Below are 17068 nucleotides of genomic sequence, written 5' to 3'. Positions count from 1 at the left end.
TGTGTTTCCTCCTCTATAGACGTGTGACCTTAACTTCAGGAAGAAGCTGCTGGACAAATTCTTCTGTTCCAAGTTCTTCAGAGAACGCGGTAGCACTGCCTGAAGTAACTCCTAAGCGGAATGCTTCTTCAAGCGGCAGCTGTTTGGAAATTCCGGCAAGGAAACCTGCAACAACGGAATCCCCTGCTCCGACTGAGTTTACCAATTTCCCCTTTGGCACGTTAGCAAAATAAACAGCTTCGTTCGTAAACAGAAGCGCTCCGTCTCCGGCCATTGATACGATTACATGTTCAGCGCCTTGTTCTACAAGCTTTTTCCCATAAGGAACGGCTTCCTCAACAGATGTAATGGCCGTGCCGAACATTTCTCCAAGCTCATGATGATTTGGCTTCATCAAAAATGGTTTCATTTCTGTTGCTTTCAAAAGAGCCTCGCCTGAGATATCCAGAACAACTCGTGCGTTCTGCTGTTTGCAGGCCTCTGCGATTTTTTCATAAGTATCGTGAGGGAGTGAAGATGGAATGCTTCCTGCAAGAACAACGATATCTCCCTCTTGCAAAGATTGGAACTGCTCTAAAAAGGCTTTGAAATCTTCATCCGAAATTGTCGGTCCCTGCCCGTTAATTTCAGTTTCATCACCAGTTTTCAGCTTTACATTGATACGGGTATCCCCTTTTACTTCAGAAAAAGCTGTTTCCAGGTTTTCTTCCCGTAAAAATGTTTTGATATATTCTCCGGTAAATCCGCCGACGAATCCGAGCGCTTTAGACGCCACATGGTGTCTTTTCAGCAGTCTCGATACGTTGATGCCTTTGCCCCCTGGATACTTGGTATCATACGAAGAACGGTTCAGGCCTCCTACAGTAAAATCTTCAACGTGAACAATATAATCGACAGATGGATTAAGTGTTACAGTGTAAATCATGGTTTCACTACCTTTACGACAGTTTTTTCTTGGTAATTATCGAATGTAAGCTCTTCAGCGTCAGTCGTAATGATTGTTGCGTCGCCTATTCCGGCGAATGCCGAAAATGAAATTTCTCCGAACTTCGAAGGGTCTGCTAAGACGTAAGCGTGTTTTGCCTGTTTGATCGCTTTCTGTTTTAAAAGGGCCTCATCAGGGTCCGGCGTTGTGAATCCAGCCTCTGTATGGACACCGTTTGTCCCCAGAAAACTCTTGTCAAATCTGTACTGGTCCATGGCAATCAGTGAAGCGCCTCCAATAATCGCGCCCGTTCTGTGCTTTACGTATCCTCCAAGCAGATAAAAAGAAATTTCTTTCCTTATTAATGCATCGATATGCATTACCCCGTTTGTGACAACGACAATATCTTTGGTTTTATCCATAAAATCAATCATGTGCAATGTCGTCGTGCCTGCATCAAGGTAAATGCAATCCCCTTCTTCTAAAAGAGAAGCTGCTTTTTCAGCAATCTTCAGTTTATCGTGAAGGTTTTTGGATGATTTTTCAAGCATATCGGGTTCAAGTCTGATATCGGAAAGCTTGGCCGCTCCACCATGAACGCGCTTTAAAAAACCGCGTTCTTCAAGTGTCGATAAATCTCTTCTGATTGTTGATTCAGAAGCATTAGTCAGATTTATAAGCTCTTGAATCTTTACCACATCATGCTTTTCTATTTGATCAATAATCAATTGATGCCGTTCAGGAGTTAGCATGCTTCACCTCCTAATGAAAACGTATTCATTTTGAATACAATTTCATTGTAAACGCTATTTTCGGTTTAGGCAACTAAAATCATTCAAATTCATTCAATAACTATCAAAATCTTTCACGTTTCTCCATATTAACGTATGTCTATAGGGTTTGTAAACTGTAAATTCGACAAAAATAAGGACAATTGTACGACATTTTTTTCTTATTTTAATGAAAAAAGTCTTTTATATTCATAGTAGAAATCACTAAACATAAAAAACCTCATGCATGTTGCATGAGGCTACTCATAACGCAGCGCTTCAATGGGATCAAGCTTTGCGGCTTTATTTGCAGGAAGCATGCCGAAAATAACACCAATGAGCATACTGAACAGCACGCCCCCGCATACAACCTGCCAGGATATGAGTGACGGCCAGCCCGCAATGGCTGAAACAAGCGCGGCCCCTCCGTATCCAATACCAATCCCGATAAGTCCGCCAATCAGCGTCAATACGACTGATTCAATTAAAAACTGAGTCAGAATCTGTCCTCTCGTCGCACCAAGTGATTTTCTGATTCCGATTTCCCGCGTCCGTTCTGTGACTGATACGAGCATAATATTCATGACACCGATTCCGCCGACCAAAAGGGAAATACCTGCAATTGAGCCGATAATCGTCGTCATAATTGCCGTTACTTTGCCAATTCCGGCCGCAATCTCTTCCATGTTCATCACTTGATACGAATCCTCTGTGCCATGATTGTCATTTACCAGCTGTGCCGCTTCTTTTCCAGCCGATTTTATGTCGTCTGCTGATTCGACCTGCAATGATACGTTACTGAAATCACTTGTGCCAAAAGAGGATTTCATCATATTAAATGGCACATACATTTCACTTAAACCGAAAGAAAGCAAGCCTGTTTCTTTTTTCAGCACGCCGATAATTTCAACGGGCTGTCCGTTTATCCAGACAACTTCACCTAAAGGGGAGGTTTTATCGAACAGTTCTTCAGCCATCTTTTGAGAGATGATTCCGGCTCTATTCCCCGCGAGAAAGTCATTGTCGGTAAATGTTCTGCCGCTTTCGATTTCTAAAGAATTGACATTCATGTATCCATCATTTATTCCGTTAACCGTAGCATCGGTTTCTTCTTCGTGATAACGCGCTTTCATACTTTCAGAAGTCGAAGCAACGACTTGTTTAATGCCTTCTATTCCTTTTAAACCTTTAATATCGTTTTCTGTAAACGTAGATTCAGCTGCGGCGTTCGGGTTGCTTGCAAGCTCCTCGTCGCTAGGCATATAGTACAGCTCCACAGTATTTCCCGGGCCGCTGATCGACTGCTTCAGCATTTGCTCGCCGCCCTGTCCTACCGCAACGACAACAATGACAGAGCCTACACCAATGATAATGCCGAGCATCGTTAAGATCGAACGCATTTTATGGGCAAGAACAGAGCTTAGAGCCATTCTGATGTTTTCTAACAGGCTCATTCTCCCACACTCCTTTGTCCGGAGCTGGCAGGAACAATGTTTCCGTCACGCACCATGACGATCCGATTCGTGCAATCTGCTACTTCAGGCTCGTGAGTAACCAGAACGATTGTCGTTCCCTCGGCATTTAATGCTGTAAACTGATCCATAATCGCCTCGCTTGTTTTCGTATCCAGGGCGCCGGTCGGTTCATCAGCTAAAATCAATTTCGGCTCATTCACGATCGCCCTCGCAATCGCCACCCGCTGCTTCTGCCCGCCCGACAGCTCGTTGGGCATGTGGAGCATTCGATCGGCTAACCCGACCTTTTCCAATGCTCTCTCAGCCCGCTCTTGACGTTCCTTTTTGCCTATCCCGGAATAAATCATCGGCAGCTCGACATTTTTTTTTGCGTTCAGCCGCGGAAGAAGCTGAAATTGCTGAAATACAAAACCGATGGACCGGTTACGGACTGCCGCCAGTTCTTTATCTTTATATGAAGAAATGTCTTCGCCGTCCAATTTATATGTACCGGAAGTCGGCCGATCAAGACAGCCGATAATATTCATGATCGTCGATTTCCCTGATCCTGACGGCCCCATAATCGAGACATATTCACCTTGATGAATGTCCAAATCAATAGAGTGGAGAACATCAAACGTTTCCTTTCCGATCTGGTAGCTTTTTCGCACATTAGAAAGCTGAATCATTTAAGATTTCACTTCCATTCCGTCAGTCACCTGATCAGATGGATTCAAAATGACTTGATCATCTTGGGAAAGCCCCTCTTTAATTTCTGTCAGGTCATCTGTCACTTCGCCGATTTTGACATCAACTCGCTTTGCTTTTCCGTCTTTTACTGTATACACATAATATTGGTCATCTTCTTTTTTGACTGCCTTTGAAGGAAGCGTATTTGCTTTCCGCTTATCTGTTTCAATGTTCATAATAAATTTAAAGCCTGGCTTTCCTTCTGGAAGATTTCCTTTTATTTTCACTTGAAGCGGGTATTGGACCGCCTGTTCTGTTCCTTGTGCCGCAGCGCTCTCCTGCTGATCCGGAACAAGCCCGACTGCGGAAACCGTGCCTTTCCATGTTTTACCCTGTATTACATCTGAAGTGAGTGTGACCTTCTGGCCTTTTTTGACTTTCAATGTATCGTATTCAGACAATTTCCCTGAGACGACAAGGTCTTTTGGGTTGCCGATATGTATGACAGGCTCTTGAATATCTGACTTTTTGGATGCCGCTTCTTGGTTGACAGAAATAACGGTGCCTTCAATTTCGCTTTTCACTTCTAAATCTGATACCCGGTTGGCAAGTGACTGTCGCTGAAGCTCGGTTTGTTTTAATTCGATCTCCGCTGTTTTTTTCTGCATTTGAAGCTCTGTTCGTTCAGATTCGATTTGTTTTTCTGCTTCTTTCTTTCCTACCTGTTTTTCCAGTTCTCTTTCTTTGCTGTCTAAGGCTTTTAACTTTTCTTGAATTTGGTCAATTTGAAGCCGGTTGGATTCAGACGTTAACTGGTTCTGTTCTTTTTCCAGGCTCAGCTGCTCATTTGTATAGGTGACTAAAGGCGTGCCCTTTTTAACTTTATCGCCTTCCTTAACTTTAATGTCTTCTAATGTCCCTTTATCCACTTCATAAAAGACATACTGTTCATTTGAAAATTTTAGCGTGCCAGGAACCATAACCGTTGATGAGATTTCATTTTCTTCAACGCTCCCCGTCTGTATCTCCTTGCCGGCGCTGCCGCTTGTTGGAGCGGCAGACCGGTATATATTGATTCCAACAAAAAGAGCGACTATAACTGCGATTCCAATTCCGATCCAGACTTTTTTCATGAGCTTATGCACCCGCCACAGAATTGATTAAACCTGAAAAGAATGAAAATACAACTAAAATTCCGAATAGAATGATTGCTGAAATCCACCCGGCTTTTTTGGAGATGCCTCCCGTTTTGTGAAGTCCGATTGCTAATAATACAAAGCTCCAGATGCTGAAAATTTCAAAGGTATTTAACACGCTGGCAAGAGCCCCGTCAGATGGGATAATCCCTGCCAGTGACGTCGTGCTGTAAAGAGGATTCACGTCAGTCGTAAAAGCAACGATTCCATTAACCAATAATCCGAGACTGCTAATCAAAGAGACAAACAGGCCGAGAGAAAGCATTTTTTTATATGACGTAACACCGCCTGATACTTTTACACAGAGCCAATAAATAAGAGGGGCAATAAATAATGCTGCGATACCGCCGATAATAGCGCCTGCCATTCCGCCAACTTTGGTTATTGTTGCGACAGTTTCCATTTGTTCAGCAGATAGCCCTTGCGTATCCTGGCTTTTCAAAAGCTCACTATAATCCGTACCGAGTGATTGCAGCACGGCACCGACGATGATAATTGCTGCAACAATCAAAAGCGGTCCCCACACAGCCGGCCTTTCTCTTATTCTTTCAAATTGAACGGACGGACTTGTGATTACTCCTAAAAGTGAAGGCTTTTCAGTCGCCGTTCCGCTGTTTTTTTCTACATTCGTTTCCATTTCAAAACCTCCTTGAGAATATCTAACAAATAGTACGGGAAGGATATCAAAAAGTTTCATGTTTTTCTAATAAATTTCCAAAAGCCTTCAATATTGAAGGCTTTTCATATTATTCTATCGCTGTGCTGTATTGCGCTTTCACAAGCTCGGCATAAATGCCTCCTTTAGCGAGCAGCTGATCATGGTTCCCTTCTTCTATTTTCCTGCCGTGATCAAGAACAATGATGCGGTCGGCGTCGCGGATCGTAGACAATCTGTGAGCGATCATCACTGCTGTACGCCCTTTCAGAAGCGTTTTTAACGCTTGCTGAATTTTTACTTCTGTCTCTGTATCAATGCTTGCCGTTGCTTCGTCAAGGATGATAATAGCCGGATCGGCGAGCAATGCTCTTGCAAAGGAAATGAGCTGACGCTGACCGGCAGACAGTACGCTGCCCCTTTCCTCCACCTCTGTTGCGTATCCTTCCGCTAAATCGGAAATAAACTCATCCGCTCCGACCGCTTGGGACGCTTTCATCACCTCTTCATCCGAAGCATTTGGCCTTCCAAAACGAATATTTTCCATGATGGTCCCAGAGAAAATAAATGTATCTTGCAGGACAATGCTGATTTGAGAGCGCAGACTGGCAAGGGAAAGATCCTTAATCGGTATACCGTCTATTTTAATGGTGCCTCCGGTCGCATCATAAAATCGGCTGATTAAATTGGCAATCGTCGTCTTCCCGCTCCCTGTATGCCCGACAAGCGCAAGCATCGAGCCTGCAGGAATAGAGAAAGAAACGGCGTGAAGGGCTTTTCGTTTTTCATCATACGAAAATTCAACCTCTTCAAAACTGATCTCCCCATTTATCTTTTCCTTATGAATGGCATTCGGCTTCTCCTTGACATTTGGCTGTTCGTCCAGAAACTCAAAAATCCGTTCTGATGATGCCATCCCCATTAACAGCTGATTATAGACCTGACCCAGTCTCGAAATTGGTTCCCAAAACATTCCCAGATAGAAAGCAAAAGAAACGAAGACGCCAATCGTAATGGTTTCATTCATGATGAGTGTGGCTCCATACCAAATCAAGACAGCCGTCCCAATCGCATTCGTCATTTCTACCAGCGGACGGAACATGGCATTTTTTCTAGTTGCTTCCCGCCATGATTCGTAGTTCTCCTGATTGACACCGTCAAAATACGCCATGTTTTCTTCTTCCTGCGTAAATGCCTGTGTGACCCGGATGCCCTGAATGCTTTCATTTAGATGAGAGTTGAGCTTCGATTGCTTCAGCCGTACCGTTTGCCAGGATCGGCGTATTTTTTTTCTGAGACTTGTTGAAATAAAAAACATAATCGGCAATGTCACCATGATGGCTATAGTCAGCTCAGGGCTCAGCGTAAACAAAATGATAATCACGCCGGCCAGAAGCAGCAAGTCGGTCAACAAATTGATGACTCCGCTTGTAAAGAGCTCCTGAAGAGAGTTAATATCATTCATGATCCTGACTAAGATCGATCCCGCCGACCGCTGATCAAAAAATCGATGGGATAAGCGCTGCACATGGGTAAATAAATGCTGTCGCAAATCGTAAATGACATGCTGGCCAAGCTGATTCATCCACCTGATTCTTAACACATTGGCGGCGTAATTGAGGACATATAAACCGCTAATAATAAAAATGAGCTGAATCAGCAGCTCCGAGTTTCTCCCTGTAATCGCTTGATCAAGAACATAAACGCCGATCAGAATGGGGATCACAAGCTTCACAGCAGTGCCAATTAATACGGTGAGAAAAGAAAGCGGCAAAATTGTTTTTCGATATGGTTTGACATAGCTCAGCAGCCGCCACATTTGAGCCCAGTTAAACGGCTTTTCAATGATTTCATCTGAAGAGTAATAGAAACGCTCTAAAATCCCCTGTTTTTTCGCTTGTTTCATTTGGCCCCTCCCTATCCGACCTCATGCGGTTCATTAATGATTTTGACATCACGGTATTGCAAATCGTAAATCTTTTTATAGTAGCCGCCTTTTTCAAGAAGCTCATGATGTGTTCCCCTTTCACGAATGCGTCCTTTATTAAAAACGAGAATTTCATCGGCGTGTTTCAGTGAAGAAATGCGGTGAGCGACGATAAAGGTTGTGCGGTTTTTCATGACTTCTTTTAAGGCAAGCTGTATGCTGTGCTCCGTTTGCATATCTACTGCACTTGTGGCATCATCCAATATTAAAATGCTCGGGTTCAAGCAGATGGCTCTCGCAATGGCAATTCGCTGTTTCTGCCCGCCGGAAAGCCCCATTCCCCTCTCTCCCAGCATGGTGTCATACCCATCAGGAAGCTCCATAATAAAGTTATGAGCCTGCGCCCTTTTTGCCGCTTCGATGACGTCTTCCATTGAGGCATCCGGCCGCCCATACGAAATATTTGATCTAATCGTAGATGAAAACAGGAAGGATTCTTGAAGTACGACCCCGATATTGGAGCGAAGGGTTTTTAACGAATAATCTGTGATTGGTTTGTGATCAATGGTAATCATTCCGCCAACAGGACTGTAAAATCTGGTGAGAAGCTGTGTCACTGAGCTTTTGCCTGAACCTGTCGGGCCCAACAGTCCGATTACCTTCCCGCTGTTTGCCTCAAAGCTTACATTGCACAGCGCGTTTGTTTGTTCTTTTCCGTATGCAAGAGAAACATTTTTGAAATGGACATCTCCGGTTAATTTTTGTTTATGCAAAGCCTGAGGATGATCTGTAATGTCTTCTTCTTTTTCCAGAATGTCGAGCAGGCGTTCCCCTGACGCTTTTGCTTGAGAGAACATATTGATGACAAAACCTAAGTTCATAATCGGCCACATCATATAATTGACAAGGCTGAAGAAAGCAACAAGCTCGCCGGGATTGAGCTGATTTTGCATAACCAAGTAACCGCCGTATGAGAGGAGAGCTACAATACAAATGTTACCAATGAACTCCATTAAAGGGAAATACGCAGACCAGATGGATGATGTTTGTAAATACTGCGCCCTGTATTCTGCATTGGCTTTATTGAAAGTGCTGATCTGAAAATCTTCCCTTGAAAGAGATTTAACCGTATTAATGCCGCTGATATTTTCCTGGACTTTTGTATTGAGTTTCGCAAACGATTTGCGGATGCCTCTGAAGGCGGGATGGACTCTTTTGTCAAACCGGTATACCGCTACCGCGAGAAATGGCAGAACAGCTATTGTCACAAGCGTGAGAGGAACAGAATAGTAAAACATAACCGACAGGCTGATGGCTACCAGCAGGCCGAAGCGAATGAGCTCAGCGAGACCGTATGATAAGAAAAAACGAAGCCCTTCAACATCAGCAGTCAGCCTGGACATCAAATCTCCTGTTTTCGCGTTATCATAGTAAGAAAAAGAAAGCCGCTGCAGTTTTTCATACAGACCATTTCTCAGCCGATAAACGGATTTGATCCCGAACATATCACCTAAATACTGATGAAAAAAGGTAGCCGTTCCTTTCAAAACCATTACCGCAATAAATCCTAAGCTGACCCACGCCGCAAGCTGATACTGCCGTCCCAACACGATCTCATCAATCGTAATTTGCAGGATAATCGGATAAACGACAGTAATTGCAGTCATCAAAAGCATGGCTAGAAGCGACCACATAAACACTTTTCTATACGGCCAATAATACATTTTTAATCTTTTAAATGTCTCCATATCCAGCACCTTTCCAACATTTATCATCTTTACTATATCGATACCCGTAATAAATTTCTATTATTTTTCAAAATTTCAGTCTAATTATGGAATGAGTCTCTTACTTTATAGGGAGTACCATATGTAGAATAAACGCTTACAGAAAATCATTGTATGCTGGGGATACTTGGGGATATGCCAATGAAATACAGAAAACCGGACGGCTGAAATGCCGTCCGGTTTTCATCCCCCGCTGACCGGCGGTATGATGGCTACCGTGTCACCTGAAGATACAGAGGTATTTTCTTTTACATAGCTTTCGTTAACGGCAATCATAGCCGTATCAATAGATTCAAGACCGTATTGTTCTTTTAGACTCGCTTTTATTTCATCTGTGGTTGCTTGTTCCATATCTATTTCTATTGCTTGTGTACCGGCCTGTTCAGCAAGCCCTGCAAATAAAAGAATTTTAATCATGCTGCTCTCCCTCGCTTAGGTCTGGTTTTCCGTTCGGATAAGCTGTTGTTTCTAGCTGGTCGCCGATCCATTGCTCACCGTCTTCCCAAATTTCTTTTTTCCAAATCGGCACAATCTGTTTAATGCGTTCAATCGCATACTCATTGGCTTCATATGCGGCTTTTCGATGGGGAGAAGATACAGCAATCACTACCGCTGCTTCACCGACATCGAGCACACCTATACGGTGCGTGATCGCAGCTGAGGCACCTTCCCATTTTTCTTCGATTTCAGCGCCGATTTGAGCAAGCATTTGCACGGCCATCGGTTCATATGCCTCATATTCAAGCCGAACCGTTCTTTTTCCGTTTGTCCATTCCCGAACCGTACCAATAAATGTCGTAATGGCTCCTGCTTCCCGTTTCTCCACTTTTTTGATGATGTCTTCAGTATTAATGGGTGTTTTCGTAATCTCAAACCGTTCCATTATGCAGATTCCCCCTTCAGCTGTGAAAGCACAAAATCCACGGCAACCGGATCATCCGCATGAAAAACGGGTAATCCCTGATGCTCTGTCATATGCTCTTTTTTTCTATAGATGATGGCGATTATATTTACTGCTTGCAGCGCTTCCAGATCTTCCTTTTCACTTAGGATAACCACTTTAGGATAAGGGGCTTTTTTAAAGCCTTCAATCAGAAGACAATCTGTTTCGAGAAATTGGTATAACTCGATCAGCCGTGCCAAATCCCAATTGCGGCGGGCAGTCAGCTGTAACACACCAGCACCTTCTACCGCTGTTACATCAGCACCTGCCGCCTTGTAACGGTCCGTGTCTTTTCCTTCCGTGAGCGTTTGCGGTTCACCGCCGTGACCATGATGCTTCAGGCAGCCCAAATGGACTCCCTGTTCAGAGGCTTTTTCAAGAATGCGCTCAATAAACGTTGTTTTCCCGCTGTTTTGAAATCCTACAACTTGGACGATCGGGAAAGGACGGACCAAGGCCATTCACTTCCATTCTCTTCTCTGATGAGCAGCACTTGAACCGTTCTGCCAGTTTCGTAGCCTCGCGTGCCGCCCGGCAGGATAATAAATGCATTGGCATCTGCAAGTGATGTGACAGAGCTCGACTTATCTAATCCGACGGGTGTCGCCAACAGCTTCCCTTCCTGATGGTGCACGAGCGCACGAACAAATCGGGTAAATGGGTTCGGCTTCGGAAAATCCTTGGTCAAAACAGCTTCCGCACAAATTGAATGCGGTGTTTCATTGAGCAGCCATGTCTGGATTATCGGTTTGACAAACAGTTCAAAACCGACATAGCATGCCGACGGATTACCTGAAAGGCCAAACAGCAGCATATCGTTTGCATGCGCCACCGTTGTCACGCTGCCCGGGCGCATGGCAACTTTATTAAACAGCACGTCCGCTCCGAGTTTTTCATAGATCGCAGGCAAAAAGTCAAAGTCACCGACTGACACACCGCCCGTTGTGATCAGGAAATCCACCTTTTTCATCGCTTCTTTAATTGCATCAAAGCTTTTATCCAGTTCATCAGAGATTTTCCCTAAATAAAGCGGTGTTGCGCCTGCTTCTATCGCTTGCGCATATACCATACTCGCATTGCTGTTGCGGATTTTTCCCGGTTCCAGCGGATCACTGACATTCAGCAATTCGGTACCGGTTGCGATAATCCCGACTACAGGCTTTCTCACGACAGGCACAGATGCGTATCCGAAGGTTGCCAAAAGAGCCGTCACTCCTGGTGTCACCCGGGTACCCTTTCTCAGTAAAACACTCCCTTTTTGAGCGTCCTCACCTGTTTTTGAAATATTATCCCCCGTCTGAAAGCGGCGTTTTAAAGACATAAATGACTTCCCATTCTCCTCAAAGGTTTGAGTCAGTTCAATCATGACGACTGCATCTGCCCCTTCAGGGATTTGCGCACCAGTCATAATCCGCACGGCCTGAAACGGGCCAAGTTCTTTTTCAGATACTGCCCCAGCTCCAATATGGTCAATAACTTCAAACCGAACTGGGTTTTCACGTGATGCATCTGCCGTATCGCACGCTCTGACAGCAAAACCATCGTATGGCGAACGGTCAAACGCAGGGACGTGGTGATCCGCAGTTATATCTTCGGCTAAAAACCGGTGAAGGCTGTCTTCAAGCGCCACCCATTCTGTTTCACCTTGTTTTTGAAAATGGCAGACACGCCGAACTGCCTCGTCTACCGGTATCGGTGTTCTTTTCTCCAGCATTCTGACCCCTCCTGTTGTTACAGTCCAATCACTCTTGCCAACACGGAGTTGGCTTCTTTCACATCATTTGTTCCATGCACCAGTGCCCGTCCGTCATTGAAAATGACAATTCTGAAATCCTCGTAAAAAATATGCAGCAAAAACGCATTAGCCTCGACCTTGCCGATTGTTTTCAGCCGCTTAATGAGTTCCTGTTTCGGGATTCTTTTTAATGATTCTGACCTTACCTGCACTGTATCACGGCCGCATAATACAGCAGCTTTTGGTGTATTCCAATCCTGAAGATAAGGATATACCGCATTTGCTCCGCAAGATGGGCAATCCTCACGGCGTACATGATTAACGTTAATCTTCATATGCGAATTGTTCCAGACATCAAATGTCACAAAACCCCGCTGTATTGCTTCTATTTGGCCGGTTAACAGCTTTAATGCCTCAGCCTGCTGATATGCTGAAACGATATGCACAGCAGGCGGAATAATGCCGGCAGTATCACACGTCGCCCCGCCAACAGGAATTTGCTCAAACAAACAAGACAGACAAGGGGTTTCTCCGGGAATGACAGTCATGAACATTCCCTGGCTGCTTACACAGGCGCCATAGACCCAAGGTGTCTTTGTTTTCTGGGCAAGGTCGTTTATCAGCATGCGGGTTTCAAAATTATCTGTCGCGTCGATTACGATATCTGCTTTTTCAATCAGCGGCTCAAGCGTTTCGGCTGTTCCTTCGGTAACATACGCCTCAATATGTATCTCGCTGTTAATCGCTGATAGATGCTCTTTGGCAGCCATGGCTTTCGGCATGCGGAGTTTGGCATCGCTTTCTGTATAAAGCTGCTGCCTTTGAAGATTGCTCCACTCCACATAGTCACGGTCAATAATGGTAATCGTACCGACTCCCGCTCTCGAAAGCCCTTCAGCTCCTGAAGTGCCGAGCGCTCCCGCTCCGACAATCAGCACATGGCTGTCTGCCAGTCTTTTCTGACCCTCTTCCCCAATTTGCTTAAATCTGATTTGCCGTGAATAACGTTCCTCCATCAAACCTGTTCTCCTTATCTTTTATGTCATCTTATCATGTTATTGCCCCGTCAGTCCCGCTTGAGGGAGTTCGATTTTTCTTCCAAACAGCTAAAATCATCACGTGTATTAATGTTGATAAACTCTGCCGGGTTTGCTCCGATATTTTCAGCCTGTACGTAACAAACCGAAATTCTGCCTAATAAATCTGATGTTCTCAACCTCTTCTCAGAAAGCTGATCGTATAGAACTGGCATGATACGTTTGTGGTAAATCGCAATCAATGGCTGCACTTGTCCGTCTGAAATTGGGACTACCGCGTCCGCACCGGCAGTCATTAGACGTTTGAGCTCCAGCATCGTCCTTCTTTGTATCAGCGGTGTGTCACAGGAAAGAACAGTATAAAGATCACCGTCTGTCTTTTTAAAAGCGGTATATATACCAGCCAATGGCCCCATGCCTTGAAATGGCTCAGCATCTTGATACACTTCATTTTCACCGTTTTCTTGAAATCTATCAATAAATTCGGGACGGCTGATGATAACCGTTTGTTCTCCAAGTGCTTCTTTAGCGCATTCGTAAAGCATCCTGCCCTTCCATTTGACAAACGCCTTCGGTTCTCCAAATCGCCGCGAGGCTCCCCCTGCCAGCAGTACGTTTACATGCTTCATATCATCTCACCTCTAGTTTCGTTAAAAGCATAGCAAAAGCAAAGGCTCAACGCTACTGCTTGTCTGTTTATTAAAGAGGAATAGCTGTTCAGTATTTGCATATTGTAGTGTTAACATCATGAGGGAGATGGTTCGAATGAAAAGATCAGGTCCTTTTTTCCACGACGTGTCTCAGGAGAACCTTTATTTAAAATCCGAGCTTTCAAGGTGCCATAAGCTGATTTCTGAACTTGAAGCAAGCTACTTTCATCAGAAAAATAACAAACTGCTCAAAGAAAATAACGATATGAAAGAAAAGCTCCAGCAGCTGTCTGCCGAATTAACACATATGTCAACAAAAGAAAAACATGCCTCCCACACCAGCCAAACCCTGCACCAAATAAGAGCTGAACTGCTTGATAAAATCGTTGTTTTGCAGGAGCTTCTATCTGCTGAAACCTATAAACGCAGAGCCGAAATCGAAGAAAAACATAAACTTCATATTGCTAAAGTCAAAATCGAAGAAGAAAATAAAAATCTTCATAAACGGATCAGCGAACTTCAAGCCTCAATTGAGCAGGAACAAAATGCACTGCTTCAGGCAAAACAGCAAGCCGAATTGATAAAAGCCGAAAACGGGCGTCTAAAAGAGCAAATGGTAGAAAAAGAATATCAGCTAAAACATATTAAAATAGAAGTTGATCATATGAAAGATCGAATCATAGAAACGAAAGAAAGACTGCTAGACATAGAAAAAACGAAAGAAAAATTATTTCACGAAACTATTATATCGTATAAACGGCAGCTTGATGAAAGCGATGCCTGGATTGCTTCTCATTTTGCCGATATTGATGGCGGCACGAAACAAAAAGAAAAAACGGAAGAAGAAGCTCCAGCGGTCTACGCGCAGCCAAATCATGTAGAGACCATCCTTGAAGATGTCACCAAACAGATACATGTGCTTCAAAAACAGCTTGCCCACGCCCAATCATCAGACCAGGCCAAGAGCCATACAATCGAAGAGCTGAAAAACAGAGCCGCTGAAGAAAAGCCTTATCAAAAGTGGGTGTATAAGCTTAATCTTGAAAAAGAAAACAAACCTTCACAGAAAAAACCTCAATAAAAAAACTGCTTGAGCGATGCCAAGCAGTTTTTCTTTATATTTATTCATTTGCTGATTCTGCAGATTCGATTTCACCCTCTAAAATGTACTGCCCGCGATATGGCTTTTTCACTTCCGGGTACATTTTAATTAAGCTTTGCATAAACGTTGTCATATTAGGGATTTCAAGACCGCTTTCTTTTTCAATCTCTTTTTGAAGCTCCGAGCTCTTAATCGCCGCGTTGTGGCGTTTTAATGTTTTAATAGCAGCTTCACGCAGCTTAGCTGCTTTTGATCCCGGTCTTGCCGTTCCTCTTCTTCTTCGTGTTGTTCCGTCTGGTATACCGGCAGGAAGAGAGGAAATAGATTGAAGCTGAGGCTGAACAGACTGCTGCTGTGATTGCGGCTGATAGCTTCTGATTTCCTGAGCCGCAAGCTCAGCGAGAACCGGCAGAGAGTCAGGTTTTTTTTCAGAACGGAAATCCTTTTTGATTTCGGAAGGGCTTCCATTTCTGTCCAGCTCTCTTAATTTTGCGTATATTTTATCACGTTCAATTTGATATTCACGAATGACTTTCACTTCAGCTTCATTTAATTGTTCTAACCGCAAGCGCAAAGCTTCTCTTTCATTAAACATTCCTCAATGTACCCCCTATCAAAATTAACATCTTTAATTAAGATATTAGATTACAAAAGTAATTTTATCAACTATTATTTTAGCATTTTACTATTATATTTACTCTATGAAAAATTCCTTATTTTCTGAAAAAGTTTTATTTTTCAAAAGAGTCCTTTATTCTCAAGGGGTCAAGGGTCTTTCTAGTTTATTTGGTATAATGTTGAAAATATATATTTTACTTACTTCTTTAAAGAAATTTAGTGTAATATCTACAATTTTCGAGTTATGAGATATGAGATTTATCTAAAATTGAGGAAAAACATCAAAAATTAGCTATGTTTTTTAGCGTATCAATCAAACAAATCATCAATTCCTATACCCAAATTTGGAAAAATAAGCTTCTTACTCTTCTTCCATTGCTTTTTGCACAAATAAAAAACCTGATGAGATCAGGTTTTTAGGAAATACTATTTAGCCAGATATCTATTCCGTTTCAGCCAGAACGCGGTTCACACGTTTTTCAAGCATTTTCATACCGCTCCCGCCGGCTTGGAAGTGACGGAGCTGTCCTATTTTGTCAAACACATAATATGCAGGCACATATTCATTTTCAAATGCATCGGTTAAAGCATGGTCACTGTCAACAAAAATCGGCTGAGTGATATCGTGTTCAGCAGCTGTTTCTTTAATTTTACCAAGGTCAAGATCATCTTCGGAACGAGGCATATGCACTGCTACAACATTCAGCTGATCTTTATATTTATCACGAAATTCATTCACTTGCGGCATCGCTTCTTTGCACAAGTGGCAGCTGATGGACCAGAAATGAATAAGCGTCGGCTTTTCCCCAATCAATTGCTCTCTCGTCACTTCACCATTTAACCAAGCTTTTTCTCCCGTCAATTCCGGCATGGGCTGACGTAATTTCATTGCTTTTCCCTCCTATTTAACAGAAAGGCCTAACGAATATGCTAGACCGCTTTTCGTTCTTGGAAAGAATTAAAGTGTTTTTTGGCCTGGCTTCCAGTTAGCCGGACAGAGTCCGCCAGTTTGCAGCGCCTGGAGAACACGAAGCGTTTCATCAACATCACGTCCAATGTTGTTATGGAAAACAGTTTGGTATTGGAGCTCCCCTTCAGGATTAATAATAAACAATCCGCGCAAAGCCACACCTTCTTCTTCGATTAAAACGCCATATTCCCGGGATACCTCATGGTTTGTATCAGCAGCAAGCGGGTATTTCAGCTGGCCAAGACCGTTTTCTTTGCGGTCTGTATTGATCCAAGCTAAATGAGTATGGATGGTATCAGTTGAAACCCCGATGACTTCTGCATCAAGATCTTCGAACTCGTCATAGCGGTCGGACATTGCTGTAATTTCTGTCGGACAAACAAAAGTAAAGTCCATTGGATAGAAGAACAGCACTGTCCATTTGTCGTTTTTCATGTTTTCCTCAAGACTTACTTTGCCGAATTCTTTGCTTGCAAGGACTGCTTCCATTTCAAAACGAGGAGCTTGTTTACCTACCATACGTTCTGCCATATGTATCCCTCCAATTTATTGTTTGGCTTAAAATCGAAATAGCTTGAAAATAAAGGGTTATTAACCATTTTTAGTTAT

Annotated in this window: 18 protein-coding genes; 1 reads left to right on the top strand and 17 read right to left on the bottom strand. The window is 43.4% G+C overall.

Features of this window, described 5'->3' with window-relative positions; translation table 11 throughout:
- Positions 1-13 precede the first annotated feature (13 nt).
- The 14 genes from pfkB to CW370_RS02980 form a co-directional block, all read right to left on the bottom strand.
- Entirely contained in the window at positions 14-925 is a 912-nt protein-coding gene (gene pfkB, locus CW370_RS03045) for a 1-phosphofructokinase (protein ID WP_003244923.1), read from the bottom strand.
- Positions 922-1677 carry a DeoR/GlpR family DNA-binding transcription regulator gene (locus tag CW370_RS03040; RefSeq protein WP_014476685.1) on the bottom strand — a complete coding sequence of 252 codons (756 nt, stop codon included), beginning with the start codon at positions 1675-1677 and terminating at the stop codon, positions 922-924. The genes pfkB and CW370_RS03040 overlap by 4 nt, the downstream gene beginning before the upstream one ends.
- Positions 1678-1955: 278 nt before the next feature.
- The gene (gene skiZ, locus CW370_RS03035) at positions 1956-3149 is read right to left on the bottom strand and encodes a sporulation-delaying-protein transporter subunit SkiZ (protein WP_029946207.1); all 1194 of its coding nucleotides are present in this window, start codon (positions 3147-3149) and stop codon (positions 1956-1958) included.
- Positions 3146-3838 carry an ABC transporter ATP-binding protein YknY gene (yknY, locus tag CW370_RS03030; protein WP_024572134.1) on the bottom strand — a complete coding sequence of 231 codons (693 nt, stop codon included), beginning with the start codon at positions 3836-3838 and terminating at the stop codon, positions 3146-3148. The genes skiZ and yknY overlap by 4 nt, the downstream gene beginning before the upstream one ends.
- Complete coding sequence (locus tag CW370_RS03025; protein ID WP_024572135.1) at positions 3839-4972, bottom strand: efflux RND transporter periplasmic adaptor subunit; 1134 nt, start codon at positions 4970-4972, stop codon at positions 3839-3841. It lies immediately after the preceding gene.
- Between the two features lie 4 nt (positions 4973-4976).
- The gene (gene yknW, locus CW370_RS03020; protein ID WP_024572136.1) at positions 4977-5672 is read right to left on the bottom strand and encodes a toxin SDP protection protein YknW; all 696 of its coding nucleotides are present in this window, start codon (positions 5670-5672) and stop codon (positions 4977-4979) included.
- 109 nt (positions 5673-5781) lie between these two features.
- Complete coding sequence (locus CW370_RS03015; RefSeq protein ID WP_024572137.1) at positions 5782-7596, bottom strand: ABC transporter ATP-binding protein; 1815 nt, start codon at positions 7594-7596, stop codon at positions 5782-5784.
- Positions 7597-7607: 11 nt separating this feature from the next.
- A complete protein-coding gene (locus tag CW370_RS03010; RefSeq protein WP_024572138.1) occupies positions 7608-9365 on the bottom strand; it encodes an ABC transporter ATP-binding protein in 1758 nt (585 codons plus the stop codon).
- A gap of 222 nt (positions 9366-9587) precedes the next feature.
- Positions 9588-9821: a molybdopterin converting factor subunit 1 gene (moaD, locus tag CW370_RS03005; protein WP_003232366.1), complete on the bottom strand. Its 234-nt coding sequence runs from the start codon at positions 9819-9821 to the stop codon at positions 9588-9590.
- Entirely contained in the window at positions 9814-10287 is a 474-nt protein-coding gene (locus CW370_RS03000; RefSeq protein WP_024573300.1) for a molybdenum cofactor biosynthesis protein MoaE, read from the bottom strand. The genes moaD and CW370_RS03000 overlap by 8 nt, the downstream gene beginning before the upstream one ends.
- On the bottom strand, positions 10287-10808 hold the full coding sequence (gene mobB, locus CW370_RS02995) for a molybdopterin-guanine dinucleotide biosynthesis protein B (protein ID WP_003232370.1): 522 nt from the start codon (positions 10806-10808) through the stop codon (positions 10287-10289). The genes CW370_RS03000 and mobB overlap by 1 nt, the downstream gene beginning before the upstream one ends.
- Complete coding sequence (locus tag CW370_RS02990; RefSeq protein WP_024573301.1) at positions 10769-12061, bottom strand: molybdopterin molybdotransferase MoeA; 1293 nt, start codon at positions 12059-12061, stop codon at positions 10769-10771. The genes mobB and CW370_RS02990 overlap by 40 nt, the downstream gene beginning before the upstream one ends.
- A 17-nt stretch (positions 12062-12078) precedes the next feature.
- Positions 12079-13098, bottom strand: coding sequence for a molybdopterin-synthase adenylyltransferase MoeB (locus tag CW370_RS02985; protein WP_029946464.1), 1020 nt, complete (start codon positions 13096-13098; stop codon positions 12079-12081).
- 50 nt (positions 13099-13148) lie between these two features.
- A complete protein-coding gene (locus tag CW370_RS02980; protein ID WP_024571969.1) occupies positions 13149-13748 on the bottom strand; it encodes a molybdenum cofactor guanylyltransferase in 600 nt (199 codons plus the stop codon).
- Between the two features lie 136 nt (positions 13749-13884).
- On the opposite strand from CW370_RS02980, the gene cse15 reads away from it, so the two are divergent.
- On the top strand, positions 13885-14850 hold the full coding sequence (gene cse15 / locus CW370_RS02975) for a spore protein Cse15 (RefSeq protein ID WP_024571970.1): 966 nt from the start codon (positions 13885-13887) through the stop codon (positions 14848-14850).
- A gap of 40 nt (positions 14851-14890) precedes the next feature.
- Here cse15 and rok read toward each other — a convergent pair whose 3' ends face one another.
- The 3 genes from rok to ahpA all read right to left on the bottom strand — a co-directional run bounded on the left by rok (position 14891) and on the right by ahpA (position 16990).
- The gene (rok, locus tag CW370_RS02970) at positions 14891-15466 is read right to left on the bottom strand and encodes a transcriptional regulator Rok (protein WP_003232378.1); all 576 of its coding nucleotides are present in this window, start codon (positions 15464-15466) and stop codon (positions 14891-14893) included.
- A 465-nt stretch (positions 15467-15931) separates the two neighbouring features.
- On the bottom strand, positions 15932-16378 hold the full coding sequence (gene ykuV, locus CW370_RS02965; protein WP_024571971.1) for a thiol-disulfide oxidoreductase YkuV: 447 nt from the start codon (positions 16376-16378) through the stop codon (positions 15932-15934).
- A gap of 69 nt (positions 16379-16447) precedes the next feature.
- Entirely contained in the window at positions 16448-16990 is a 543-nt protein-coding gene (gene ahpA, locus CW370_RS02960) for a biofilm-specific peroxidase AhpA (RefSeq protein WP_003245371.1), read from the bottom strand.
- Positions 16991-17068 lie beyond the last annotated feature (78 nt).

This window comes from Bacillus sp. SN32 (genome assembly GCF_002837495.1).
GTDB lineage: Bacteria > Bacillota > Bacilli > Bacillales > Bacillaceae > Bacillus > Bacillus subtilis.
This window is presented reverse-complemented; position numbering and strand designations above follow the sequence as displayed.